Origin of the sequence: Nocardioides sp. (assembly GCF_044226765.1) — a bacterium.
Classification (GTDB): domain Bacteria; phylum Actinomycetota; class Actinomycetes; order Propionibacteriales; family Nocardioidaceae; genus Nocardioides.
The window spans coordinates 259,885-284,819 of sequence record NZ_JBGAGJ010000005.1; the positions used below are offsets into that span (position 1 = coordinate 259,885).

The 24,935-nt window shown below is 71.3% G+C and carries 17 protein-coding genes; 9 read left to right on the top strand and 8 right to left on the bottom strand.

Annotated elements, in window-relative coordinates; genetic code table 11:
* Positions 1 to 113 precede the first annotated feature (113 nt).
* The 7 genes from ACILRH_RS13345 to ACILRH_RS13375 all read left to right on the top strand — a co-directional run bounded on the left by ACILRH_RS13345 (position 114) and on the right by ACILRH_RS13375 (position 9,883).
* The gene (locus ACILRH_RS13345; RefSeq protein WP_395694024.1) at positions 114 to 1,241 is read left to right on the top strand and encodes a phosphotransferase family protein; all 1,128 of its coding nucleotides are present in this window, start codon (positions 114 to 116) and stop codon (positions 1,239 to 1,241) included.
* Positions 1,242 to 1,243: 2 nt separating this feature from the next.
* The gene (locus ACILRH_RS13350; RefSeq protein ID WP_395694025.1) at positions 1,244 to 2,365 is read left to right on the top strand and encodes a hypothetical protein; all 1,122 of its coding nucleotides are present in this window, start codon (positions 1,244 to 1,246) and stop codon (positions 2,363 to 2,365) included.
* A 51-nt stretch (positions 2,366 to 2,416) separates the two neighbouring features.
* On the top strand, positions 2,417 to 3,859 hold the full coding sequence (locus ACILRH_RS13355; protein ID WP_395694027.1) for an aldehyde dehydrogenase: 1,443 nt from the start codon (positions 2,417 to 2,419) through the stop codon (positions 3,857 to 3,859).
* A gap of 182 nt (positions 3,860 to 4,041) precedes the next feature.
* Positions 4,042 to 5,661, top strand: a complete 1,620-nt coding sequence (locus tag ACILRH_RS13360; RefSeq protein WP_395694029.1) for a succinic semialdehyde dehydrogenase — start codon at positions 4,042 to 4,044, stop codon at positions 5,659 to 5,661.
* Complete coding sequence (locus ACILRH_RS13365) at positions 5,658 to 7,421, top strand: GMC family oxidoreductase N-terminal domain-containing protein (RefSeq protein WP_395694030.1); 1,764 nt, start codon at positions 5,658 to 5,660, stop codon at positions 7,419 to 7,421. Before ACILRH_RS13360 ends, ACILRH_RS13365 begins: the two co-directional genes overlap by 4 nt.
* Positions 7,422 to 7,689: 268 nt before the next feature.
* Positions 7,690 to 9,273, top strand: a complete 1,584-nt coding sequence (gene guaA / locus ACILRH_RS13370) for a glutamine-hydrolyzing GMP synthase (protein ID WP_395694031.1) — start codon at positions 7,690 to 7,692, stop codon at positions 9,271 to 9,273.
* Between the two features lie 157 nt (positions 9,274 to 9,430).
* On the top strand, positions 9,431 to 9,883 hold the full coding sequence (locus tag ACILRH_RS13375) for an SRPBCC domain-containing protein (RefSeq protein ID WP_395694032.1): 453 nt from the start codon (positions 9,431 to 9,433) through the stop codon (positions 9,881 to 9,883).
* Positions 9,884 to 9,895: 12 nt separating this feature from the next.
* On the opposite strand, the gene ACILRH_RS13380 is transcribed toward ACILRH_RS13375, so the two are convergent.
* The 3 genes from ACILRH_RS13380 to ACILRH_RS13390 all read right to left on the bottom strand — a co-directional run bounded on the left by ACILRH_RS13380 (position 9,896) and on the right by ACILRH_RS13390 (position 11,635).
* Positions 9,896 to 10,762 (bottom strand): TIGR03619 family F420-dependent LLM class oxidoreductase, encoded by an 867-nt coding sequence (locus ACILRH_RS13380; RefSeq protein ID WP_395694034.1) that lies wholly within the window; start codon positions 10,760 to 10,762, stop codon positions 9,896 to 9,898.
* Positions 10,763 to 10,997: 235 nt separating this feature from the next.
* The gene (locus ACILRH_RS13385) at positions 10,998 to 11,141 is read right to left on the bottom strand and encodes a GPGG-motif small membrane protein (RefSeq protein ID WP_395694036.1); all 144 of its coding nucleotides are present in this window, start codon (positions 11,139 to 11,141) and stop codon (positions 10,998 to 11,000) included.
* A gap of 53 nt (positions 11,142 to 11,194) precedes the next feature.
* Positions 11,195 to 11,635 (bottom strand): DUF5709 domain-containing protein, encoded by a 441-nt coding sequence (locus tag ACILRH_RS13390; protein WP_395694037.1) that lies wholly within the window; start codon positions 11,633 to 11,635, stop codon positions 11,195 to 11,197.
* 145 nt (positions 11,636 to 11,780) lie between these two features.
* Here ACILRH_RS13390 and ACILRH_RS13395 point away from each other — a divergent pair, with 145 nt between their 5' ends.
* Positions 11,781 to 14,192: a phosphoketolase gene (locus ACILRH_RS13395; protein ID WP_395694039.1), complete on the top strand. Its 2,412-nt coding sequence runs from the start codon at positions 11,781 to 11,783 to the stop codon at positions 14,190 to 14,192.
* A 1-nt stretch (position 14,193) separates the two neighbouring features.
* The gene (locus ACILRH_RS13400) at positions 14,194 to 15,222 is read left to right on the top strand and encodes an acetate/propionate family kinase (protein ID WP_395694040.1); all 1,029 of its coding nucleotides are present in this window, start codon (positions 14,194 to 14,196) and stop codon (positions 15,220 to 15,222) included.
* Here the strand turns inward: ACILRH_RS13400 and ACILRH_RS13405 are convergent.
* From ACILRH_RS13405 to ACILRH_RS13425, 5 genes are all read right to left on the bottom strand, one after another.
* Positions 15,207 to 17,753: a bifunctional FO biosynthesis protein CofGH gene (locus tag ACILRH_RS13405; protein ID WP_395694042.1), complete on the bottom strand. Its 2,547-nt coding sequence runs from the start codon at positions 17,751 to 17,753 to the stop codon at positions 15,207 to 15,209. The genes ACILRH_RS13400 and ACILRH_RS13405 overlap by 16 nt on opposite strands.
* 2 nt (positions 17,754 to 17,755) lie before the next feature.
* Positions 17,756 to 19,924, bottom strand: coding sequence for an MMPL family transporter (locus tag ACILRH_RS13410; RefSeq protein ID WP_395694044.1), 2,169 nt, complete (start codon positions 19,922 to 19,924; stop codon positions 17,756 to 17,758).
* A 54-nt stretch (positions 19,925 to 19,978) separates the two neighbouring features.
* Positions 19,979 to 22,156 (bottom strand): MMPL family transporter, encoded by a 2,178-nt coding sequence (locus ACILRH_RS13415; RefSeq protein WP_395694046.1) that lies wholly within the window; start codon positions 22,154 to 22,156, stop codon positions 19,979 to 19,981.
* A 116-nt stretch (positions 22,157 to 22,272) separates the two neighbouring features.
* Positions 22,273 to 22,947 (bottom strand): hypothetical protein, encoded by a 675-nt coding sequence (locus ACILRH_RS13420; protein WP_395694048.1) that lies wholly within the window; start codon positions 22,945 to 22,947, stop codon positions 22,273 to 22,275.
* 108 nt (positions 22,948 to 23,055) lie between these two features.
* On the bottom strand, positions 23,056 to 24,918 hold the full coding sequence (locus tag ACILRH_RS13425; protein ID WP_395694049.1) for an AMP-dependent synthetase/ligase: 1,863 nt from the start codon (positions 24,916 to 24,918) through the stop codon (positions 23,056 to 23,058).
* Positions 24,919 to 24,935: the final 17 nt, after the last annotated feature.

Genomic DNA, 24,935 nt, shown 5'->3' on the forward strand with positions numbered 1-24,935 from the left:
GCACGTTTCACCGGCCGACCGGGGAAGCGAACCCCGACCGGACATCCGTTGACAACTAGAACACGTTCCAATGATGCTGAGAGCCACGTCACAGCAGCTTCCAGGGAGGGAACGTGACCCAGGCGCCTCCGCCCGCGGACATGAGGATGCAGCGCTCGAGCAGGGATGCCTCGACGCTGCCGGACCGGCTCGCCGCGTGGCTGGCCACGGTCCTGCCGGAAGGCGCCGACCCCGCCGTCACGCTGCACAGCGGCGTGGACGCCAACGGCATGAGCTCGGAGACGCTCATCCTCGATGCGGAGTGGACCGAGGACGGGGAGCGCCGCCGGGGTGAGTACGTCGCCCGGGTCGCCCCCTCCCCCCACGACCTGCCGGTCTTCCCGAACTACGCGCTGCAGGACCAGTACGACGCGATGCGCCTCGTCGCGGAGCTGACCGACGTGCCGGTGCCGACCGTGCGCTGGATGGAGCCGAGCGGCGAGGTGCTCGGGACGCCGTTCTTCCTCATGGACCGCGTCGACGGGCTGGTGCCGCAGGACGTGCTGCCGTACAACTTCGGCGACAACTGGCTGCACGACGCGGCCCCGGAGGACCAACGGCGCCTGCAGGACCAGAGCGTGGCCGTCCTGGCCGCGCTGCACGCCATCGACGACGCCGAGCAGACCTTCGGGTTCCTCGCGCCGCCCCACGAGGGTGACACCCTGCTCGAGCGCAACCTGGCCCGCACCCGTGCCTGGTACGACTTCGCGGTCGCCGACATCGGCCGCTCACCGACGGTCGAGCGGGCGCTGGCCTGGCTCGAGGCCAACCTCCCGGACACCGACGAGGCCGTGCTGTGCTGGGGCGACTCCCGGATCGGCAACGTGATGTACCGGGACTTCGAGCCGGTCGCCGTCCTCGACTGGGAGATGGCCGCCATCGGGCCGCGCGAGCTCGACGTCTCCTGGATCGTCTTCGCCCACCAGGTCTTCGAGGCGATCACCGGGATGCTCGCGATGCCGGGCATGCCGCACTTCCTGCGCGAGGAGGACGTCGTCGCGGAGTACGAGCGCCGCTCCGGCACACAGCTGGGCGACCTGCGCTGGTACCACGTCTACAACGGCGTGCAGTGGGCCATCGTGTTCATGCGCACCGGCGCCCGCCAGATCCACTTCGGCGAGATCGAGCGGCCCGACGACCTCGAGTCGCTCTTCCACCACAAGCCGCTGCTCGACCAGCTGCTCGACGACGTGGGGGCGTGACCATGCCGGGGATCATCCCGCTCGACGAGTTCCCGCTGCACCAGGCGCCGCTCCCGCTGGCGTACGCGAACAGCAGCGACCGCAACTTCTACGACCGCTGGTACTTCAACGCCCACGACCGCACGGGCGACATCATGCTGATCACGGGCATGGGCTACTACCCGAACCTCGGCACCAAGGACGCGTTCGTCCTCGTGGCCCGCAACGGGAAGCAGACCGCCGTGCACCTGTCCGACCTGATGGACCAGGACCGGCTGAACCCGAGGGTCGGCCGCTACCGCATCGAGGTGCCCGAGCCGCTGCACACGATCCGGGTGGTCCTCGAGGAGACCGACGGCCTCGCCCTGGACCTGACCTGGGAGGGCACCTGCCCCGTCGTCCAGGAGCAGCCACACGTGCTGCGCTCGGGCAGCCGGGTCACCCTCGACGCCCAGCGGTTCGCCCAGCTCGGCACGTGGAGCGGCACCATCGCGATCGACGGCGAGGACATCGCCGTCGACCCAGAGGTCTGGCTCGGCAGCCGCGACCGGTCGTGGGGCATCCGCCCGGTCGGTGAGGCGGAGCCACCGGGAGCGCCCGCCGACCCGCCGTTCGAGGGCATGTGGTGGCTGTACGTGCCGATGCAGTTCGAGGACTTCGCGGTCGTCGTCATCATCCAGGAGAGCCCCGACGGCTACCGCACGCTCAACGACTGCACCCGGGTCTGGAAGGACGGCCGGGTGGAGCAGCTCGGCTGGCCGCTCATCGACGTGCGCTACGCCTCCGGCACGCGTACGCCGACCGGAGCGACGATCCGGTGCACGACGCCGGAGGGCAAGCCGCTCGTGCTCGAGGTCGAGTCGCGGCTCGCCGTACCCCTCCACGTCGGCGGCGGCTATGGCGGCGATCCGGACTGGATCCACGGCACCTGGAAGGGCGAGGGATTCGCCGAGCGGGTCACCTACGACATGGCCGACGACGCCGTGCAGGGTCGGTTCATGTTCGGCTGCGTCGACCACGTCGGCCGAGCGCTCTGCAGCGCCGACGGTGCCGACGGTCAGGAGGGCTTCGGCCTCTTCGAGCACTTCTGCATCGGCCGCCACGACCCGTCCGGCTTCACCGACTTCTTCACCCTCGCCCCCTGACCCCACCGGTGGTCGAGCTCGTCGAGACCCCGCAGCTGAGAGGAAACCGCAATGAGCCTGGACCGCAACGCGTTCTTCATCGACGGTGACTGGGCCACCCCGGCCGACGCCGACCTGATCGAGGTCGTCTCACCGCACACCGAGGAGGTGGTCGCGACCGTGCCCGAGGGCACCACCGCTGACATCGACGCCGCGGTCGCCGCTGCGCGCCGGGCCTTCGACCACGGCCCTTGGCCGCGGCTGAGCCCGGAGGAGCGCATCGAGGTCGTCCAGGCCTTCTCCAACCTCTACGCGGGGCGGATGGGCGAGATGGCCGAGATCATCTCGACCGAGATGGGTGCGCCGCTCTCCTTCTCCAACCTGGCCCAGGCGCCGGCGCCCTGGATGCAGATCGAGGCGTTCCTCGGCATCGCCCGGGCCTTCCCCTGGGAGGAGTCCCGCCCCGGCGTGCTCGGCTCGCCGGTCGTCGTACGCCGAGAGCCGGTCGGTGTGGTCGCGGCGATCCCGCCGTGGAACGTCCCCCAGTTCACGATCATGTCCAAGCTCGTCCCGGCCCTGCTGTCCGGCTGCACGATCGTCATCAAGCCGGCGCCCGAGACGCCGCTCGACCCGTACCTGATGGCGGAGCTGCTGCAGGAGGCCGGCGTCCCCGAGGGGGTCGTCAACATCGTGACCGCCGGGCGCGAGGTCGGTGCCCACCTGGTGGCCCACCCGGGCGTGGACAAGGTCGCCTTCACCGGCTCGACCGCCGCCGGCCGCAAGATCGCGGCGGTGTGCGGCGAGCAGCTCAAGCGGGTGTCGCTGGAGCTCGGCGGCAAGTCGGCCGCGATCGTGCTCGACGACGCGGACCTGGCGGCGACGATGGAGGGCCTGAAGTTCGCCTCGTTGATGAACTCCGGCCAGGCCTGCGTCGCCCAGACCCGGATCCTGGCGTCGCGGTCCAACTACGCGAACGTCGTCGACGCCCTCGCCGAGACCGTCGCCGGCATGCAGGTCGGTGACCCGCTCGACCCGGCGACCGAGATCGGCCCGATGGTCGCCCAGCGCCAGCAGGAGCGGGTGGAGAAGTACATCGCGCTGGGCCAGGAGGAGGGCGCCCGCGTCGTCGTCGGCGGCAACGGGATGCCCGACGGGCTCTCCTCGGGCTGGTACGTGCGTCCGACCGTCTTCGCCGACGTCGACAACGGGATGCGGATCGCCCAGGAGGAGATCTTCGGCCCGGTGCTGTCGGTGATCCCCTACGACGACGTCGAGGACGCGATCCGGATCGCCAACGACTCCGACTACGGCCTGGCCGGGACGGTCTGGACCGGTGACGCGGAGTCCGGGCTCGAGGTCGCCCGTCGGGTGCGCGCCGGCACCTACGGCGTGAACACCTACACGATGGACTTCGCCGCCCCGTTCGGCGGCTACAAGTCCTCGGGCATCGGCCGCGAGTTCGGCCCTGAGGGGCTGGCGCACTACACCGAGCTGAAGTCGATCTACCAACCCTGAGCAGGGGGTCGTCAGGGGAAACGTGCAGACACCCCGGCGCATCACCGGCGTGTCTGCACGTTTCCCCGGCCGACCGGTGAAACGAACGCCGCGACCGCTTGACATCCGCGTGCGCTGTGTCAAACGCCACACAAACCCCCGAAGGGTAGTCGGGCGAGACGCGGGTCACATACGCTCGCTGCATGAGCGCCCAGAACCCCGCTGCCGGCGGCCCGGTGGTCGACGGTCCACACGACCCCGAGCACGACCCGCGCGCGTCGTACGCGCTCGAGCCGGACTACACCGCGGCGCTGACCGCGCGGGTCCTGGCCACGTCCGGGACGAGCGCGGAGGTGCGCTCGCCGCTGGACGACGCGCCGCTCGCCCACATCCCCCAGTCGACCGACGCGGACGTCGCCGAGGCCTTCGCCCGCGCCCGCCGCGCCCAGGTGGCATGGTCGCGCACCTCCCTCGACCACCGGGCGAGCCTCCTGCTCCGGCTGCACGACCTGATCCTGGACCGCCAGGACGAGATCATCGACCTCATCCAGCTGGAGTCCGGCAAGGCCCGCAAGCACGCCTTCGACGAGCCGCTGCACGTTGCCCTCACCGCGCGCTACTACGCGCGTACGGCGCACCAGCACCTCGACACCCGGCGCAAGATCGGGGTGGTGCCGGGGCTGACCCGGGTCGAGGTCAACCGGATCCCCAAGGGCGTCGTCGGGATCATCTCGCCGTGGAACTACCCGTTCACGATGGCGCTGGTCGACGGGCTTCCGGCCCTGCTGGCCGGCAACGCGGTGGTCGCCAAGCCCGACCACCAGACCATGCTCTCGGCGCTGCTCGCGGTCGAGCTGCTCGAGCAGGCCGGCTTCCCGAAGGACCTGTGGCAGGTCGTGGCCGGGCCCGGGAGCCACATCGGCCCGGAGATCGTCGGCCGCGCCGACTACATCTGCTTCACCGGCTCCACCGCGACGGGTCGCCTCATCGCCCAGGGCTGCGCCGACCGGCTGATCGGGTGCTCGCTGGAGCTGGGCGGCAAGAACCCGCTCCTGGTGCTGCGTGACGCGGACCTGGAGAAGGCCGCGGAGGGCGCGGTGCGGGCGTCGTTCTCCAACTCCGGACAGCTCTGCGTCTCGATGGAGCGGATCTTCGTCGCCGACCAGGTCTACGACCGGTTCGTCGAGCGGTTCGTCGCCCGCACCGAGGCGCTCACGCTGGGCGCGACCCTGCAGTGGGGCAACGACATGGGGCCGCTGATCTCCCAGCAGCAGCTGGAGACCGTGACCGCCCACGTCGACGACGCGGTCGCCAAGGGCGCCCGGGTGCTCACCGGTGGTCGGGCGCGGCCGGACCTGGCGCCGTACTTCTACGAGCCGACGATCCTCGAGGGCGTCAGCCCCGACATGACCTGCTTCGGGCACGAGACCTTCGGGCCGGTCGTCTCCCTCTACCGGTTCCACGACGAGGCCGACGCGATCGCCCGCGCCAACGACGGGCAGTACGGCCTGAACGCCTCGATCTACAGCCGCGACGGCGAGCGGGCCCGCGCCATCGCCAAGCTCGTCAAGTGCGGGACCGTGAACATCAACGAGGCGTTCGCGGCGACCTTCGCCAGCCTGGACGCCCCGATGGGCGGCATGCGGGAGTCCGGCATGGGCCGTCGGCAGGGTGGCGAGGGCATCCTGCGCTACACCGAGACACAGTCGGTCGCGACGCAGCGACTGATCCGCTTCGCCCCGCAGCTCGGGATGTCGGACGAGGCCTACGCGAAGATGATGACCGCGAACCTGCGGCTGATGAAGAAGCTGGGACGCCCGTGACCGACAGCACCACCGCCACCTCCACCACCCCCGACCCCGATCACGACCGCGAGTTCGACTTCGACGTCCTCGTCATCGGCTCCGGCTTCGGCGGCTCGGTCACCGCGTTGCGGCTGACGGAGAAGGGGTACCGCGTCGGCGTCGTCGAGGCGGGTGCCCGCTTCGCCGACGACGACTTCCCGGAGACGTCCTTCGAGACCTCGAAGTACCTCTTCCGACCGGAGGTCGGCTGCTACGGCATCCAGCGCATCGACGCGCTGCGCGACTGCCTCATCGTCTCCGGCGCCGGTGTCGGCGGGGGCTCGCTGGTCTACGCGAACACGCTGTACGAGCCGCTGCCGGCGTTCTACGAGGACCCGCAGTGGAGCCACATCACCGACTGGCGCGAGGAGCTCGCGCCCTACTACGACCAGGCGAAGCGGATGCTCGGCGTGGTCGAGAACCCGCTGCGCACGCCGTCGGACGACGTCATGGAGAAGGTCGCGACCGAGATGGGCGTCGCCGACACCTTCCACCCCACGCCGGTGGGCGTGTTCTTCGGCGGCCCCGGCGCGGGCATGGGCCAGGCGGTCGAGGACCCGTTCTTCGGCGGCGTCGGCCCCGAGCGGCGTACCTGCACCGCGTGCGGCTCCTGCATGACCGGCTGCCGGCACAACGCGAAGAACACGCTGGTGAAGAACTACCTCTACCTCGCCGAGCAGCACGGCGCCCGGGTGCTCCCGCTCACCACGGTGACCCGCGTCGTCCCGCGCGACGACGGCGGGTACGACGTCCACGTCCGCTACACGAAGGCCAAGGTCAGGCGGAAGGTCGCGCAGCGGGTGCTCACGGCGGAGCAGGTCGTGTTCTCCGCCGCGGCCCTGGGCACGCAGCGGCTCCTGCACCGGATGCGCGACGAGGGCCACCTGCCGAACGTCTCGCAGCGGCTGGGCCACCTCGCGCGCACGAACTCCGAGCAGATCGGCGGCGTGATCGCCCCCGACCTCGAGGTCGACTACAGCCAGGGCGTCGCGATCACCTCGAGCTTCCACCCAGACGAGTCCACCCACGTCGAGCCGGTCCGCTACGGCCCCGGCAGCAACTTCATGGCCCTGCTGCAGTCGGTGCTGACCGACGGTGACGGCGACGAGCCGCGGTGGCGGACCTGGCTGCGGGAGATGTGGCGCCAGCGGCGCGACGTGCCCCAGCTCTACGACATGAAGCACTGGTCGGAGCGCACCGTGATCGCGCTGGTCATGCAGAGCCTGGACAACTCGATCACGACGTACACCAAGCGGATCCCGTTCACCCGCAAGCGCTACGTCACCTCCAAGCAGGGGCACGGTGAGCCCAACCCGACCTGGATCCCCAAGGGCAACGAGGCGATCCGCATCATGGCGCAGATCATGGGTGGCATGCCCGGCGGAGCCGTGGGCGACGCGTTCAACATGCCGCTGACCGCCCACTTCATCGGCGGTTGCGCGATCGGCGACTCACCGGAGACCGGCGTGATCGACGCCTACCAGCGGCTCTACGGCCACCCGGGCCTGCACGTCGTCGACGGCTCCGCCGTGACCGCCAACCTCGGCGTGAACCCGTCGCTGACGATCACCGCGCAGGCCGAGCGGGCGATGTCGTTCTGGCCCAACAAGGGCCAGCCGGACCCGCGGCCCGAGCCGGGGTCGGCGTACCGCCGGATCGCGCCGGTCGCGCCGGCGGCCCCGGTGGTCCCGGACACCGCGCCGGCGGCCCTGCGCCTGCCGATCGTCGGCGTCAGCTGAGCCGCCGGGGGGCGTGGAAAAACTTCCGGGCGGAGGGTGACTGGACCCGTAACCGGCCCCACCACCTGTCGTTGAGCCAGCGGACCCGGTCACACGCTCCCTCCCACCGGCCGGGTCCCATGTCCAGGCTCTGTCCAGCAGATGCGTGGACGGTCAGGGCCCGGCCATCCCTCCCTCCCCGGCCGGGCCCTGGCAGGGGAGGTCGCCGGCCGGTCGGGCCGCCACGCCGCCTGAGGTCGGCGGCTGCGGCGTCGGTAGGCTCAGCGCCATGACGCAGCCTGCCGAGCACGACCTGGTCCTCGTGGTCGACTTCGGCGCCCAGTACGCCCAGCTGATCGCCCGGCGCGTGCGCGAGGCGCGGGTCTACTCCGAGATCGTGCCGCACACCATGCCGGTCGCCGAGATGCTGGCCCGCGAGCCCAAGGCGATCGTCCTCTCCGGGGGCCCGTCGTCGGTCTACGAGGAGGGCGCGCCCAGCATCGACCCCGCGGTCTTCACGGCCGGCACGCCGGTCTTCGGCATGTGCTACGGCTTCCAGCTGATGGCCCGCGGGCTCGGTGGCGAGGTCGCCCACACCGGGTCGCGCGAGTACGGCCGCACCGCGGTCGACGTGGTCACCCCGGGCACGCTGCTGGCCGACGTACCGGCCCGGCACACGGTCTGGATGTCGCACGGCGACTCGGTGACCGCGGCGCCCGCCGGCTTCGACGTCCTGGCCTCGACCGGGACCACCCCGGTGGCGGCCTTCGAGGACGTCGGGCGCGGCCTGGCCGGCGTGCAGTGGCACCCGGAGGTGCTCCACACCGAGCACGGCCAGAAGGTCCTCGAGCACTTCCTGATCCAGATCGCCGGCTGCCGTCAGACCTGGACGATGGTCAACATCGTCGAGGAGCAGATCGAGGCGATCCGCGCGCAGATCGGTGACCGGGGCAGGGCGATCTGCGGGCTCTCCGGTGGGGTCGACTCCGCGGTCGCAGCGGCGATCGTGCAGCGCGCCATCGGCGACCGGCTGACCTGCGTGTACGTCGACCACGGGCTGATGCGGCAGGGCGAGACCGAGCAGGTGGAGCGGGACTTCGTGGCCGCCACCGGCGTGGACCTCAAGGTCGTCGACGCGGAGAAGCAGTTCCTCGACGCGCTGGCCGGCGTGACCGACCCGGAGCAGAAGCGCAAGATCATCGGCCGCGAGTTCATCCGGGTGTTCGAGGCCGCCGAGGCCGAGATCCTGGGCGACGCGCTGGCCGACGAGCAGGGGAGCAAGGTCGCGTTCCTGGTGCAGGGCACGCTCTACCCCGACGTGGTCGAGTCCGGTGGTGGAGCGGGCACCTCCAACATCAAGTCGCACCACAACGTGGGCGGGCTGCCCGACGACCTGGAGTTCGAGCTGGTCGAGCCGCTGCGGACGCTGTTCAAGGACGAGGTGCGCCTGGTCGGCGAGCAGCTGGGGCTGCCGGCCGAGATCGTGTGGCGGCACCCGTTCCCCGGCCCGGGCCTCGGCATCCGGATCATCGGGGAGGTGACGCGCGAGCGCCTCGACATCCTCCGCGCGGCCGACGCGATCGCCCGCGAGGAGCTGACCCGGGCGGGCCTGGACCGCGACATCTGGCAGTTCCCGGTCGTGCTGCTGGCCGACGTCCGCAGCGTCGGCGTGCAGGGCGACCACCGCACGTACGGACACCCGGTCGTGCTGCGCCCGGTCACCTCCGAGGACGCGATGACCGCGGACTGGGCCCGGCTGCCCTACGACGTGCTCGAGCAGGTGTCCACGCGGATCACCAACGAGGTGGCCGAGGTCAACCGGGTCACGGTCGACATCACGTCGAAGCCGCCGGGCACCATCGAGTGGGAGTGACGCACGCCACGTCGGGAAGATCCCGTCGAACCCGAGACAACCACCCCAACGGGTGAGTACATTCGGCCACGAAGAACCGCTGGTGACCCGAGACGCCAGCGGTTCTTCTCTTTCCTGGCGGCCTTTTCGCGGTCGCCACAGTGGGTACTGACCGGCCATGTCGACCAACACCCGCCGCATCCGAGCCACTCCCGAGCAGGTCTGGGACGTGCTCGCCGACGGCTGGCTCTACCCGCTGTGGGTCGTCGGCGCCTCGCGCATGCGCGAGGTCGACGGTCACTGGCCGGAGGTCGGTGCCAGGCTGCACCACTCCGTCGGCACCTGGCCGCTGCTCCTCGACGACGACACCGAGGTGCTGGAGGCGGTGCCCGGCCATCGGCTGGTGCTGCACGCGCGGGCCTGGCCGACCGGTGCGGCCGGGGTGACGATCCGCCTGGAGGCGGTCGGCACCGAGACCGACGTGACGATCGAGGAGGACGCCGCGAGCGGGCCGGCGCGACTGGTCCCCAAGCCACTGCGCGACCTGCCGCTCGCCTGGCGCAACGTCGAGTCGCTGCGCCGGCTGGCCTTCATCGCCGAGCGCCGCGTCGCCGGCACGCGCACCGGGTAGCGAGCGGGGTCCTCAGCCCCGCAGGGGCTCGAGGACGTCGGCCGCGAACCGCTCCAGGGCATCGACCTTCTGCTCCACCGAGCACTCCAGCCCGTGGTAGTAGGCCCAGGGCATCGTCCAGCAGTCGGTCACGCCACCGGCCTCGGCGCGGGCGAAGTGCTCGGGGGCGAACGCGTCACCCAGCGCCACGACGACCGAGAAGTCGCCCTCGGCACCCAGCTCCCGGCGTACGTCGGCCAGCCGGCTCGCGTGCGCCACCGCCTCGTCGGTGGAGTAGATGTCCCCGACCCATCCGTCGTGCCGCGCCGCGCGCCGGAAGGCGACCTCGGAGAGCCCGCCCACGAGGACCGGGACCCGCTCGGTGGGCGTCGGCTCCATCACGAGCCGGGGAGCGGTGTAGAACTCGCCCTCGAACTCGGTCGGGCCCGGCGCCCACAGCTGCGCCATCAGGGCCAGGGCCTCGTCCGTGCGGCGCCCGCGGGTGCGGAAGTCCTGACCGAGGAGCTCGAACTCCTCGCGGCACCAGCCGATCCCCACCCCGAGCGTCACCCGGTTGCCCGAGAGCACCGCGGCCGTGCCCACGCTCTTGGCGACCTGGAACGGGCTCCGGATCGCCGGCACGTAGACCGAGGTGAGGAAGCGCAGCCGGGTGGTGACCGCGGCCAGGGCGCCGATCAGCACCCACGGGTCCGGCCACGGGGCGTCGTTGCTCCAGCGGCGGCTGCCGTCGGCGGTGTAGGGGTAGGGCGTCGACAGCTCCTCGAGGTCGACCACGTGGTCCGGCACGGCCATCGAGTGGTAGCCGAGCTCGTCCGCGGCCCGGGCCAGCACGGGCAGGTGGTCGACGGGCTGGAAGGCGGTGCTGATCGAGAAGCGCACGGCGTCAGCGTAGCCCGGAACTAGAACGTGTTCTCGTCAAAGGTCGGCGAATGTCACCTGTTGGGGTGGGATTTCAGGCGCGCGGACGGGGTACAGGACCGTCGGCGGCGGGGCCGGGCGACTCACGCAGGCGCCCGGCCCGCCGCCCGGTGCGTCCCGGACCGACGACCGCAGGTCGGCGGACGAGAGTGTCGTCGCCGACCTGCGGAGGTCGCGGCCGCGCCGGCTCGCTGAGCTACTTGAAGATGCTGTAGCCGCCCGGGCCGACGGCGAAGCCGACGATGATCAGCACGATCCCCCAGAGCCACGCGCCCTTGAAGAGCTGGACGATGCCGGCGATCACCAGGATCACGGCGAGGATCCACAGCAGGAATGCCATGTAGGTGTACCTCCCTCTCGATTCCGAGGAGAACTACCCGTTCCGGTGCGGATTCACTCGTCGCGGAAGTCCTCGACGATGTGCACCGCGGCCTCCTCGGCCGACGCGCCGGCTCCGTCGATGCCCACGTCGTCGCCCACCAGGTCCTTCTCGGTGTCCTCGCCCAGGCCGGCGTCGGGGTCCACCAGCCGGCCGGCCCGGCGGTCGCCGACCTCCCCGTCGTCGACGAAGTCGTCGTCGACCGGGGCGTAGGGGTCGGGCTCCGGCTCCTCCTGGGCGAGGCGCTGGTCGATGTTCTCGCGGTGCTCCTCCTCCCACGGCGTGTTGCCGTAGCCCTGGCCGGCGGAGTAGCGCTCGGGCGGGGAGTAGCCGCGGTCCAGCTCGTCGTCGACGTCGCCGTCCGGGAGGTCCTCGAGGTTCGACGGCTGGTCCTCGTCGTCGACGCTGTAGTCGCCGTAGATCTCCTGGTCGCCGTCACCGTGGCTGGTGGTCATCGATCCTCCTTCGCGGGGCTGCCGTCCACGCTACTGCTCACGTCTCGACGGTGTACCGGCCGGGCCCCACCCGAATCGGGCGAGATCCGGTGAACAGGGCGAAGATCGCTTGCACCGCAGGGCCCGGAGTGGGAACCGTGGGGGCATGGACACCCAGCTGGACACCCAGTTCGAGACCCTCGACCGCTGGTGGCGGGCCGCCAACTACCTCTCGGTGGGCCAGATCTACCTGATGGCCAACCCCCTGCTCCGCGAGCCGCTGGTCGCCGAGCACGTGAAGCCGCGGCTGCTCGGCCACTGGGGCACCACCCCCGGCCTGAACTTCGTCTACGCCCACCTCAACCGGGCGATCATGGCGCGACGCCAGCGGATGATCTTCGTGACCGGTCCCGGTCACGGCGGCCCGGGCGTGGTCGCGTCGTCCTACCTGGAGGGCACCTACTCCGAGATCTATCCCGAGATCGGGCTCGACGAGCGCGGCCTGGCCCGGCTCTTCACCCAGTTCTCCTTCCCTGGTGGGATCCCGAGCCATGCCGCACCCGAGACCCCCGGCTCCATCCACGAGGGCGGGGAGCTGGGCTACGCGCTGTCACACGCGTACGGCGCCGCGTTCGACAACCCCGACCTGGTCGTCGCCGCCGTCGTCGGTGACGGCGAGGCCGAGACCGGACCGCTCGCGACCAGCTGGCACTCCACGAAGTTCGTCGACCCACGCCGCGACGGCGCGGTGCTCCCGATCCTGCACCTCAACGGCTACAAGATCGCCAACCCGACGGTGCTGGCACGCATCCCCGAGGACGAGCTGGTCAGCCTGCTGCGTGGCTACGGGCACGCGCCGCACGTCGTCGCGGGCTCGGACCCGGCCCAGATGCACGCCGACTTCGCCGGCACCCTGGACCGCTGCCTCGACGAGATCGCCGACATCCAGGGCGAGGCCCGGGCGTCCGACGGGCCGGTGCCGCGGCGACCGTGGCCGATGATCGTGCTGCGCTCGCCGAAGGGCTGGACCGGCCCGAAGGAGGTCGACGGGCAGCGCGTCGAGGGCTACTGGCGCTCCCACCAGGTGCCGTTCGCCAACGCCCGCTCCGACGACGCCCACCGGCAGGTGCTCGAGGAGTGGATGCGCAGCTACGACCCGGAGTCGCTGTTCGACGCCTCCGGGGCGCCGGCCCCCGACATCGCGGCGCTGCACCCCGACGGGGACCTGCGGATGAGCGCGTCGCCGTACGCCAACGGCGGCCTGCTGCTGCGGCCCCTGCGGCTGCCGGACTTCCGCGACTACGCCGTCGACGTCACCGACCCGGGCACCGGTGCGGTCGAGGCGACCCGGGTGATGGGCGGCTTCCTGCGGGACGTGATGGCCCAGAACATGGACAACTTCCGCCTCTTCTCGCCCGACGAGAACTCCTCCAACCGCCTGCAGGACGTCATGGAGGTCACCGACCGGGCGTGGAACGCCGAGATCGAGCCCTACGACGACCACCTGGCACCCGACGGCCGGATCATGGAGATCCTCTCCGAGCACACCTGCCAGGGCTGGCTGGAGGGCTACCTGCTCACCGGTCGGCACGGGTTCTTCTCCTGCTACGAGGCATTCATCCACCTCGTCGACTCGATGTTCAACCAGCACGCGAAGTGGCTGGAGTCGACGCGGCGGATCGAGTGGCGCCGACCGGTGGCGTCGCTGAACTACCTGCTCACCTCCCACGTGTGGCGCCAGGACCACAACGGCTTCTCCCACCAGGACCCCGGGTTCATCGACCACGTGGTCAACAAGAAGGCGGACGTGGTGCGCGTCTACCTGCCGCCGGACGCCAACACGCTGCTGTCGGTCACCGACCACTGCCTGCGCAGCAAGCACTACGTCAACGTGGTCGTCGCGGGGAAGCAGCCGGCGCTGCAGTACCTCTCGATGGACGACGCGATCGTGCACTGCACCAAGGGTGTGGGCATCTGGGAGTGGGCCTCCAACGACGAGGGGGAGGAGGGCCCGGACGTGGTGATGGCGTGCGCCGGCGACGTCCCCACGATGGAGACGCTGGCCGCGGTCTCCCTGCTCCGCGAGCACCTGCCGTCGCTGCGGATCCGGGTCGTGAACGTCGTCGACCTGATGCGGCTCCAGCCGGCCTCGGAGCACCCCCACGGGCTCTCGGACGCCGACTTCGACGCGCTGTTCACCCGGGACCGGCCGGTCATCTTCGCCTACCACGGCTACCCGTGGCTGATCCACCGGCTGACCTACAAGCGCACCAACCACCACAACATCCACGTGCGGGGCTACAAGGAGGAGGGCACGACGACGACGCCGTTCGACATGACGGTGCTCAACAACGTCGACCGCTTCAACCTGGCCATCGACGTGATCGACCGGGTGCCGCGACTCTCCGCGACCTCGGGCGCGGCGCGCGAGGAGTTCAAGAACGCGCTGATCCGGCACCGTCAGCACATCCGCACCCACGGCGAGGACCTGCCCGAGGTCCGGGAGTGGTCGTGGACCGGCGACGCCGGCCCGCAGGTGCGCACGCCGCACCCCGAGCGGACCGGCCCGGAGGGCTGAGGTGCGGATCCTGGTCGTCAACCCCGGGTCCAGCAGCCTCAAGGTCACCCTGGTGCATGACGGCCGGGCGGTCGACGACGACGGCGGTCCGTACGACGCCGTCGGCGTCCGCTTCGTCCACGGCGGCCCGGACCATACCGAGGCGGCACTCGTCGACGAGGAGCTGCTCGCGGACCTGGACCGGGTCTCGGACCTGGCGCCGCTGCACAACCCCCCGGCGCTCCGGGCGGCGCGGGAGCTGCTCGACCGGCACCCGGGGGTGCCGGTGGTCGCCTGCTTCGACACCGCCTTCCACACCACGATCCCGGCCGCTGCGGCGACGTACGCCCTGCCACGGGCGTGGAACGAGCGGTGGCGCCTGCGTCGCTACGGGTTCCACGGACTGTCCCACGGCTGGGCGTCGCGCCGGGCCGCCGAGCTGGTCGGCCGACCGGTGGAGGACCTGCGGATGGTCACCTGCCACCTCGGTGGCGGCGCGTCGTTGTGCGCCGTGCGCGGTGGCCGGTCGGTGGACACGACGATGGGGTTCACCCCGCTGGAGGGCCTGGTCATGCAGACCCGCAGCGGCTCGGTCGACCCCGGCCTGCTGCTCCACCTGCTGCGCCGCGAGGGGGTCAGCCCCGACGACCTCGACGAGGCGCTCGACCGGGAGTCCGGCCTGCGCGGCCTCTCCGGCACGTCCGGCGACTTCCAGGAGGTACGCCGGGCGCGGGACGCCGGCGACGCCGACGCCGCCCTGGCCCTCGACGTCTACGTCCACCGGCTGGTGCGGGAGGCCGGCGCGATGGCCGCGGCCGCCGGTGGGCTCGACGTCCTGGTCTTCACCGGGGGCATCGGCGAGCACGCACCCGAGCTGCGCTCGGCCGTCGTCGGGAGCCTGGCGCACCTTGACGTGCGCGTCGACGGGCGCAACGACACCGCCGCCGGTGACGCGGTCGTCGGGGACGGCGTCGTCGTCGTCGAGGCCCGCGAGGACCTCGAGATCGCCCGCCAGGTCGCCGCGCTCGTGGGGGGCTACCGACGGCCGTAGGTGGTGGTGCGCTCGACGACGGGGCGGCCGATGCCGGCGCCGATGTCGACGAGCTCGGCGACGGTCTTGGCGGAGCCGTGCTCGGAGCCGGCCATGCGGGAGATGGTCTCCTCCATCAGGGTGCCGCCGAGGTCGTTGGCGCCGGCCCGGAGCATGGCGCGGGTGCCGTCGACTCCGAGCTTGACCCAGGAGGTCTGGATGTTGGGGATCCGGCCGTGCAGCAGGATGCGGGCCATCGCGTGGACGGCGAGGTTGTCGCGCAGGGTGGGGCCGGGGCGGGCGACGCCGGCGAGGTAGATCGGCGCGGAGGTGTGCACGAACGGCAGGGGGACGAACTCGGTGAACCCTGCTGTCTCGTCCTGGATCTTCGACAGGACGCGGAGGTGGCCGACCCAGTGCCGCGGGTTGTCGACGTGGCCGTACATCATCGTGGAGGTGGTCGGGATGCCGACGCGGTGGGCGGTGGTGACGACCTCGATCCAGGTGCGGGTGGGCAGCTTGCCCTTGGTCAGGACCCAGCGGACCTCGTCGTCGAGGATCTCCGCGGCGGTGCCGGGCAGCGAGCCGAGACCGGCCTCGCGGGCCTTGATCAGGAAGTCCTCGATGGACAGCCCGGTGCGGGCGGTGCCGTTGACGACCTCCATGGGGGAGAAGGCGTGCACGTGCATCTCGGGGACCCGCTGCTTGACGGCCGCGACGAGGTCGAAGTACGCCGTGGCGGGCAGCTCGGGGTCGATGCCGCCCTGCATGCACACCTCGGTGGCCCCGAGGTCCCAGGCCTCGGCGGCGCGGTCGGCGACCTCGTCCAGGGACAGCGAGTAGGCGTCGGCGTCGGTACGGCGCTGGGCGAACGCGCAGAACCGGCAGCCGACGTAGCAGACGTTGGTGAAGTTGATGTTGCGGTTGACCACGTAGGTGACCTCGTCGCCGACGGTCTCGCGGCGCAGGTCGTCGGCCAGCCGGCAGACCTGCTCCAGCAGCGATCCCTCGGCGGTCATCAACGTGAGCGCGTGCTCGTCGGACAGGTTCCCCGGATCCTTCTCGGCCGCCCGGAGGGCGGATAGTCCCTGACGATCGAGTGCCGATCGAGGGCTGCCGACCACTCGATCGTCAGGGACTATCCGTCCGGCCGCCTCCTTGATGGTGTCCCAGTCGCCGTAGACGTCGGCGAAGTCGGAGCGCCGGTCCTCGGTCCGCCCCTCGGTGTCGACCGCGGCGAACAGATCGGTGCGGCCGACGGAGGCGAACCCACCGTCCGGCTCCTGCCACGGCAGGCCGACCGGACGCACGCCGGGCTTCGCGAGGCCCTCGTCGGTCGCCAGCGCGGCGACGTGCGCGGACACGCGCGGGTCGAGCCACGGTTCGCCCTGCCGCACGTACTCCGGGTGCACGGTGAGCCGGGCGGCGAGCTCGAACCCGCACTCGGTCGTGATCGACCGCAGCCGCTCCAGCGACGGCCAGGGTCGCTCGGGGTTCACGTGGTCGGGCGTGAGCGGGGAGACCCCGCCCCAGTCGTCCACGCCGGCTGCCAGCAGCTGCCGGCACTCCTCGAGGTCGACCAGGTTGGGTGGAGCCTGGACCCGGGCCTTGGGGCCGAGCACGACCCGGGTGACCGCGATCGCGGCGCGGTACTCGTCGAGGTCGAGGTCGTCCGCGTGGCGCATCGCGGTGTCGGGCTTGGCGCGGAAGTTCTGGACGATGACCTCCTGCACCGCGCCGTACGCCTTCATCGTGGCCCGCAGCGCGAAGATCGTCTCGGCCCGCTCCGCCAGCGTCTCGCCGATGCCGACCAGCAGACCGGTGGTGAAGGGGATGGACAGCCGGCCGGCGTCCTCGAGCACCCGCAGCCGCACCGCGGGGTCCTTGTCCGGCGACCCGTGGTGAGCCAGCCCCTTGGTCTCGTACAGCCGGCGCGAGGTGGTCTCGAGCATCATCCCCATCGAGGGCGAGACCGGCTTGAGCCGGTTCATCTCCTCCCACGACATCACGCCGGGGTTGAGGTGGGGCAGCAGGCCGGTCTCCTCCAGCACCCGCACGGCCATCGCGCGGACGTAGGCCAGCGTCGAGTCGTAGCCCTGCTCGTCCAGCCACGCCTGCGCCTCGGGCCACCGGTCCTCGGGGCGGTCACCCAACGTGAACAGCGCCTCCAGGCACCCCAGCTCGGCGCCCTGGGCGGCGATCGAGAGGATCTCGTCGGGGGAGAGGTACGGCGCTCGCCCCTCGCGCGTGGCCTGGGCCGGGGTCTCCACGAACGTGCAGTAGTGGCAGCGGTCCCGGCACAGCCGCGTCACCGGGATGAAGACCTTCGGCGAGTACGTCACCACGCCCCGCCCCTCGACCACCCGCCCGGCGGCGACCAGGCCCGCGTCACGCACCCGCGCGGCGACGGCCGTCAGCCGGTCCAGGTCCTCGCCGGTCGCAGCCAGCAGGACCGCGGCCTCACCGACGTCCAGTGCGGCACCACGCTCGGCACGCGCCAGCGCGCGGCGTACCTGCTGGGGGGTGGGCCGCTCGTTCTCGCCCGCAGACATGGCTAGAGGCTAGCCGGGACCGCCTCGTCCTCCTCCGTGGGCTCCGCGGGCTGGATGGGGGGCCTGCGGTCCAGGGCGCTCGGCCACCAGATGCGACCGCCGAGGTCGAGGTTGATCGCAGTCACCAGCACCGACCGGACGATGAGGGTGTCGAGGAGGACGCCGACCGCGACCGTGACCCCGATCTCGACGAACGCGACCAGCGGCATGGTGCACAGCACCAGGAAGGTCGCCGCCAGCACGACACCCGCGGACGTGATGACGCCACCGGTGGCGCCCAGGGCGACCAGCGAGGCCGGGCGGGTGCCGCGGGTCACGGTCTCCTCCCGGACCCGGGTCATCAAGAAGATGTTGTAGTCGATGCCGAGCGCGACCAGGAACACGAACACGAACAGCGGCAGCGAGGCGTCGGCGTGGTGGAAGCCCTCCCCGTTGGGGAACACCGCGGACAGGTTGGACAAGACGTACTCGAACAGCAGCGACGACAGGCCGAGCGCAGCACCGAAGGAGAGCACCACGGTCGCGATCAGCAGCAGAGGTGAGAGCACCGCACGCAGCAGCAGCATCAAGATCACGAAGACCGCCAGCAGCACCAGGGGGATGATCACCTTGTTGTCCCGGCTCGAGGCGTGCTCGACGTCGAGGAAGATCGCGGACGAGCCGCCGACCAGGGCGTCGGCCCCCGGGACGGCGTGCACCGCGTCCCGGACGCGCTCGACGGCCGCGAACGACTGCGGAGACGTGGCGTCCCCCTCCAGCGGCGCGCTGATGTAGGCGACGCCGCCCTTCACCTGGGGCGGGGTGGGGGTGCCGACGCCCTGCACGCCGGTCATCGCCGCCAGGACCGCGTCGGCCTGGTCGGCGTTGGCCACCACCATCACCGGGTTGGACTGGTCGGCCAGCCCGTGGTCGCGGATCACGGCCTGTCCCTGGGCCGACTCGACCTTCTGGGTGTACTGGTCGTCGCTGGAGAGGCCGTTGTGGTCGATCGCGAAGACCCCGAGCGACGCGACGGCGAGCAGGATGCTGGTCACGACCCAGACCCGGCGGGGCGCCGGCGCGATCCGCCGGCCGACGCGGGACCAGAAGCCGGTCGTGGTCGGCTCGTGGGAACCGAACGTCGGCCGCTGCGGCCAGAAGATCCAGCGGCCGGCGATGACCAGGAGCGCCGGTAGCAGCGTGATCATCACCAGCAGGCCGACCGCGATGCCGATGGCCGCGACCGGCCCGAGGCCTGCGGTGGAGCTCATCTCGGCGAAGGTCAGGCAGAGCATCCCGACGATGACGGTGGAGGCGCTCGCGACGATGGCCGGGGCGGCCCGGTGGAGGGCGAACGCCATCGCCTCGTGCCGGTCCTCGTGGCGCCGGAGCTCCTCGCGGTAGCGCGCCACGAGGAGCAGGGCGTAGTCGGTGCCGGCGCCGAAGACCAGCACCGTCAAGATGCCCTGGCTCTGCCCGTTGACCGTGAGGTCGGCGTACTTGGCCAGGAAGTAGACGACCGCCTGCGCGGTGGTCAGCGCGACGCCGGCCGAGATCACCGGCAGCAGCCAGAGCAGGGGGCTGCGGTAGGTGATCAGCAAGATGACGATGACGACCCCGACGGTGGCGAACAGCAGCGTGCTGTCGAGCCCCTCGAACGCGTCGGCGGAGTCGGCGGCCTGGCCGCCGGGACCGGCGACGTAGACGTCGGCCCCGTCGATCGCCGTGATCGACCGGATCTGGTCGGCGAGGTCCGGCATCTTGTTCCAGCCGTCGGTGCCGAGGTCGAAGGTGACGATGGTCTGCGACACCTGGCCGTCCTGCGAGACCAGACCCATCGCCGCTCCCTGGGCGGCGTCGGGGGCGGCGACGACCTGACCCTCGACGCCGTCGAGGCCCTGCAGCTCCTGTGCCTGCTGGCCGATGGCGGTGAAGTCGGCGTCGGTGAGTCCACCGTCGCGGTGGTAGACGATCGTGGTCGGGATCGCGTTCGGGCTCTGGAACGCGTCGAGCTTCGCCAGCGCTCGGGTCGCCTCGGAGCTGGCGGGCAACCAGGACGACGACTGGTTGTCCTGGACGGTGCTCAGCTTGCCGGCGAACGAGCCGAGGCCGGCGACGGCGACGAGCCAGAAGGCGACGACGAGCCACTTGGTGACCCGACCGGTGAGCTTGCCGGCGATCTGACGGTGCATGCCACGACTATCCCAGGACCGTCCCGCGGCCGGGACGGTTCCGCGGGGTGACGCTCACCCCACCGGCACGGACTCCGGCTCCTCCGCGGTCGGCTCGGTCGGTGGCTCGGTCGGGGGCTCGACCGGCGGCTTGCGGTCCAACGCGCTGGGCCACCAGATCTTGCCGCCGAGGTCGAGGTTGATCGCCGTCACCAGCACCGAGCGGACGATCATCGTGTCGAGCAGCACCCCGATCGCCACGGCGACGCCCAGCTCGGCGAGGAACACGAAGGGGATCGACGCGAGCACCATGAACGTCGCTGCGAGCACGATGCCGGCCGAGGTGATCACGCCACCGGTCGAGCTGAGGGCGATCAGCGATCCCCGGCGGGTGCCGTGGGTCGCGGTCTCCTCCCGCACCCGGGTCATCAGGAAGATGTTGTAGTCGATCCCCAGGGCGACCAGGAAGACGAAGGCGAACAGCGGGAAGCCCGGGTCCACCTGCACCCCCTCGGGCCAGTGGTCGGTGACCAGCGGGGCGAGGTAGTCGAAGACCAGCGCCGAGATCCCCATGGCCGCCCCGAAGGACAGCACCACCGTGCCCATCAGGATCAGCGGGGACGCGAGGGCCCGGAGCAGGAAGATGAGGATCAGCAGCACGACCAGCAGCACCGTCGGGATGATCACCCGGTTGTCCCGGTTCGACGCCTCCTTGGTGTCGAGGTAGAACGCGGACCCGCCGCCGACCCGGGCGTCGGCCCCGGGCACGGCATGGACCGCTTCGCGACTGGCCTGGACCGTGTCGTAGGCCGCCCGAGACGACACGTCGGCCTGGATCGGTGCCTCGAAGTAGGAGCGCGTGTCGGAGATCGGCTGGGCCGGCGTCGGGGCGCCCAGGCCGGGCACGCCGTCGAGGGACTGGGTGACGGCGTCGGCCTGGTCGGTGTTGGTGACGACCTGGATCGTGTTGGAGCTGTCGGTCAGGCCGTGGGCGGCGAGCACCTTCTGGCCCTTGATCGCGTCGAACTCCTTGGTGTAGCCGTCCTCGGTCGACATGCCGCCGGCGTCGATCTTGAGCACGCCGAGGCAGGCGACCAGCAGCAGCCCGGCCGTCACCACCCACACCCTGCGGGGGCGCGGCGCGATCGACGCGCCGACCTTGGACCAGAAGCCGGTCGTGTTCGGCTCGACGGAGCCGAAGTGCGGGCGCTTGGGCCAGAAGATCCAGCGCCCGAAGATCACCAGCAGCGCGGGCAGCAGGGTGACCATCACCAGGAAGGTGACCGCGATGCCGACGGCGTTGACCGGCCCGAGTCCGGCGGTGGAGTTGAGCTCGGCGAGCAGGAGGCAGAGCATGCCGACCACGACGGTGGAGGCGCTCGCGAAGATCGCGGGCGCCGCCCGGTGCAGGGCGAATGCCATCGCCTCGTGCCGGTCCTCGTGACGCCGCAGCTCCTCGCGATATCGGGCGACGAGGAGCAGCGCGTAGTCCGTCCCGGCGCCGATGACGAGGATGCCCAGGATCGCTTGGCTCTGCCCGTTGACCGTCAGGTCCGCGTACTTGGCGAGCAGGTAGACCACGCCACCGGAGACGCTGTAGGCGACGACCACGCTGAAGATCGGGAGGATCCACAGGATCGGGCTGCGGTAGGTGAACAGCAGGATGACGATGACCACCAGGAGAGCGCCGAGGATGAGCGTCGTGTCGACCCCCGAGAACACCTCCGCGGCGTCGGCCGCCTGCCCGCCGTAGCCGCCCAGGTGGACGGTGACCCCGTCGATCTGGGCGATGTCACGGATCTGGTCGGCGGCCGCCGGGATGGAGTTCCACCCGTCGGAGCCGAAGTTGAACGTCAGGGCGGTGACCGCGACCTGGCCGTCCTCGGAGACGCCGCCGTAGCCGGCCTCCGCCGCCTGGGTCGGGGTCAGCACGGTGCCCTCGACGACACCGTCGACGCCGGAGAGCTCCTGGGCCTGCTGGTCGATCGCCGCCTTGTCGGCGTCGGTGAGGCCCGACGAGCGGTAGTAGATGACCAGGGTCGGGATGTCGTTCGGGTCGACGGTCGAGGCGAGCTCGTTGGACACCTCGGTGGACTCCGCGCTGCCGGGCAGCCACGAGGACGCCTCGTTGTTCTGCACGTCCGCGAGCTTGGACGACAAGGACCCGAGCACGCCGAGCGCGACGATCCAGAAGACGAGCACGAGCCACTTGGTGACCCGACCGGTGAGCTTGCCGGCGATCTGACGGTGCATGGGAGGAACTCTCTCAGGGGGCGGGGACAGTCGGCATCGGGGTCTTCCCTGACTTCGACTCCTCGAGGGAGGAGAACTCATCGCCCGGGCACGTCTCGCCGGGCGTCACCGCCGGCTCAGACGAGTCGAGGGATCGGTCGGTTCTCCAGCACCTCGAACGTGCCCATCTGGGTGGCAGGCGACGTCGACCCGGTCGCCTCGACGATGGCCCGGAACGAGTCGGCGGCGAGCGCCTTGGTGCGCTCCGCCGCGTCCGCGTCGGTCCACATGCTTCCCGCGATCACCGTCGCCCGGTCCCGGTCCACCAGCATCAGCGACCCGAGGCACCCCGGCAGGTCGGTGGTGGTGGCCAGGTGCGACCGGAACAGGTCGACCATCGCCGGCTCCGCGGCGGTCCCGTCCTCGAACACGGCGACCCGGACCAGCATCGGGTCGATCTCCTCCGCCGCCCCGTCCGAGTCGACCCGCGCCTTGCCACGGAACCGGCTGAAGCCGACGTCGAAGAGCCACGTCCCGCGGAAGGTGGCCTGCGACACCTCGATGGCGACCTCGATGCGCGGGGCGAGGATGGTGCCCGCGGCGTTCCGTGCATCGGGATCGGTCCAGAACGAAACCCCCCGCATGAGCCGGCGGCCGCGGTCCACGAGCAGGATCGCACCGAGGTGGCCCGGCAGCTCCGCGAGGAGGGGGATGAACTCGGCCCGGACGGCCTCGGCGACCCCGCGGTCGTGCAGGTCGCCGCCCGTCAGCTCCCAGGCGCGCGCGACCGGACGTGCCACCACGTCGTCCACCGCCCCGACCTCCCAGCCCCCCCGTGCTGTCCTCTCGAACCTAGTGGGGAGGCCGCACCCCGGTCGAGGGTCGGACGGCCCTGGTGCCTGGTATGTCTGGACGGGTGGTCAGCCGTACAGGCGGTCGACCACGTCGGCGTACTTCTGGTTGACCACGCGCCGCTTGAGCTTGAGCGTCGGGGTGAGCTCCTCGGACTCCGCTGTCCACTCGACCGGCAGCAGCTCGAAGGACTTGACCTGCTCCGGCCGCGAGAGCCGCTCGTTCGCGGCGTCGACCGCGGCCTGGGCCATCGCGAGGATCTCCGGCTTCTGAGCGAGGTCGGCGAGGTCGGTGAACTCGATGCCCATCTGCTGGGCCATGACGGGTGCGATCTCGCCGTCGAGGGTGAGCACGGCGACGACGTACGGCCGGGCGTCCCCGATCGCCATCGCGTGGCCGATGATCGGCGACTCCTTGAGGTAGTTCTCGATGTTCGACGGGGCGATGTTCTTGCCCGCGGAGGTGATGATCAGCTCCTTCTTGCGGTCCACCACGGCGAAGAACCCGTCGTCGTCGAGGGTGCCGATGTCACCGGTGTGCACCCAGCCGTCCTCGTCGATCAGCGCGCGGGTGGCGTCGTCCTGCCGGTGGTAGCCGGGGGTGTTGACCGGGCCGCGGACCAGGATCTCGCCGTCCTCGCCGAGCTTGATCTCCATGCCGGGGTTGGCCCTGCCCACGGTGCCGAGCTTGAACCCGGTCGGCCCGTTGGCGGTCACCGCGCCGCAGGTCTCGGTCATGCCGTAGACGTCGAAGACCTTCAACCCGAGCCCGGCCATGAACTTCGCGACGTCCAGCGGCATCGGTGCGGCGGCCGAGCCCGCCCAGGTGACCTGGTCGAGGCCGAGCAGCAGGCGCAGCAGCCCGAGGATCTGCTCCTCGGCCTGCTGGTAGGCCTGCTCGATCTCGGGCGTCATGGTCCCGCCCACCTCCTGGGCCTCGACCCAGGCCAGCGCCGCGGCCATGGCGCCCTCGACCATCTCGCGGTTGGCGGGGTCGGGGTCGGCGGCGAGCCTGGCCGACAGCCCGGTCTTGATCTTCTCCCACACGCGCGGCACCCCGAAGAACGCCGTGGGGTGGACCTCGCCGAGCGTCGCGAGCAGCTCGGCCGGGTCGCCGATCGCGTGCACGTGGCTGCCCTGGATCTGGGGGCCGTAGAGGCCCAGCACCCGCTCCGCGATGTGGGCCAGCGGCAGGTAGCTCACGGTGCGCTGGGGATCCATCAGGCCGGCGTTCTCCTGGGTGGAGATGGCCTCGTAGAGCACGTTGTGGTGGGTGAGCACGACGCCCTTGGGGTTCCCGGTGGTCCCCGAGGTGTAGAGGATGGTCGCGGGGGAGTGGGGCCTGAGCTCGGCGGCCCGGGCCTCGACGACGCCGGGGTGCGCGGCCCGGTACGCCGCACCGGCCTCCACCAGCGACGCCCAGTCGTCGTCGAGCATGACGACGCGCCGGACGCTGTCGACCTCGGCGAGCGCCCTCTCCCAGCGGGTGCGGTGGTCGGCGGTCTCGAGGAAGACCACGGTGGGCAGCGCGTGGGCGGCGACGTAGGCGACCTGCTCGGGCGACAGCGTGTTGTAGATGGACATCGGCGTGGCGGCCGCGTGGACGGCGCCCATGTCGGCGAGGAAGTGCTCGGTCCGGTTGGTCGCCATGATCGCGACCGTGTCGCCGGTGGCGACGCCCAGCTCGATGAGCGCGGCGGCCACGTCGAGGGCGCGCTCACGCGTCTCCTGCCAGGTCAGGGTCCGCCAGCTCTCACCCTCGGCGGTGTGGTGCCGGTCGGAGTACGCCGGCTGGTCGGCGTGCTCGCGGGCGGTATCAGCCAGCGCGTGCACGAGGGTGCGCCCCTCGACCTGGGCCTGCACGCGTGCCCGCTCGGCGGCGATCTCGGGGTCGATCTCGGGAGCGACGGGGGTGTCCGCGGGGTGTGTCATGGGTCACAGGGTAGAGC

Bases quoted from the DNA above. Each gene is read 5' to 3' on its own strand.
- ACILRH_RS13350 (WP_395694025.1), top strand. From the start codon at position 1,244: ATGCCGGGGATCATCCCGCTCGACGAGTTCCCGCTGCACCAGGCGCCG.
- ACILRH_RS13355 (WP_395694027.1), top strand. From the start codon at position 2,417: ATGAGCCTGGACCGCAACGCGTTCTTCATCGACGGTGACTGGGCCACC.
- ACILRH_RS13360 (WP_395694029.1), top strand. From the start codon at position 4,042: ATGAGCGCCCAGAACCCCGCTGCCGGCGGCCCGGTGGTCGACGGTCCA.
- guaA (WP_395694031.1), top strand. From the start codon at position 7,690: ATGACGCAGCCTGCCGAGCACGACCTGGTCCTCGTGGTCGACTTCGGC.
- ACILRH_RS13375 (WP_395694032.1), top strand. From the start codon at position 9,431: ATGTCGACCAACACCCGCCGCATCCGAGCCACTCCCGAGCAGGTCTGG.
- ACILRH_RS13385 (WP_395694036.1), bottom strand. From the start codon at position 11,141: ATGGCATTCCTGCTGTGGATCCTCGCCGTGATCCTGGTGATCGCCGGC.
- ACILRH_RS13390 (WP_395694037.1), bottom strand. From the start codon at position 11,635: ATGACCACCAGCCACGGTGACGGCGACCAGGAGATCTACGGCGACTAC.
- ACILRH_RS13395 (WP_395694039.1), top strand. From the start codon at position 11,781: ATGGACACCCAGCTGGACACCCAGTTCGAGACCCTCGACCGCTGGTGG.
- ACILRH_RS13405 (WP_395694042.1), bottom strand. From the start codon at position 17,753: ATGTCTGCGGGCGAGAACGAGCGGCCCACCCCCCAGCAGGTACGCCGC.
- ACILRH_RS13410 (WP_395694044.1), bottom strand. From the start codon at position 19,924: ATGCACCGTCAGATCGCCGGCAAGCTCACCGGTCGGGTCACCAAGTGG.
- ACILRH_RS13415 (WP_395694046.1), bottom strand. From the start codon at position 22,156: ATGCACCGTCAGATCGCCGGCAAGCTCACCGGTCGGGTCACCAAGTGG.
- ACILRH_RS13425 (WP_395694049.1), bottom strand. From the start codon at position 24,918: ATGACACACCCCGCGGACACCCCCGTCGCTCCCGAGATCGACCCCGAG.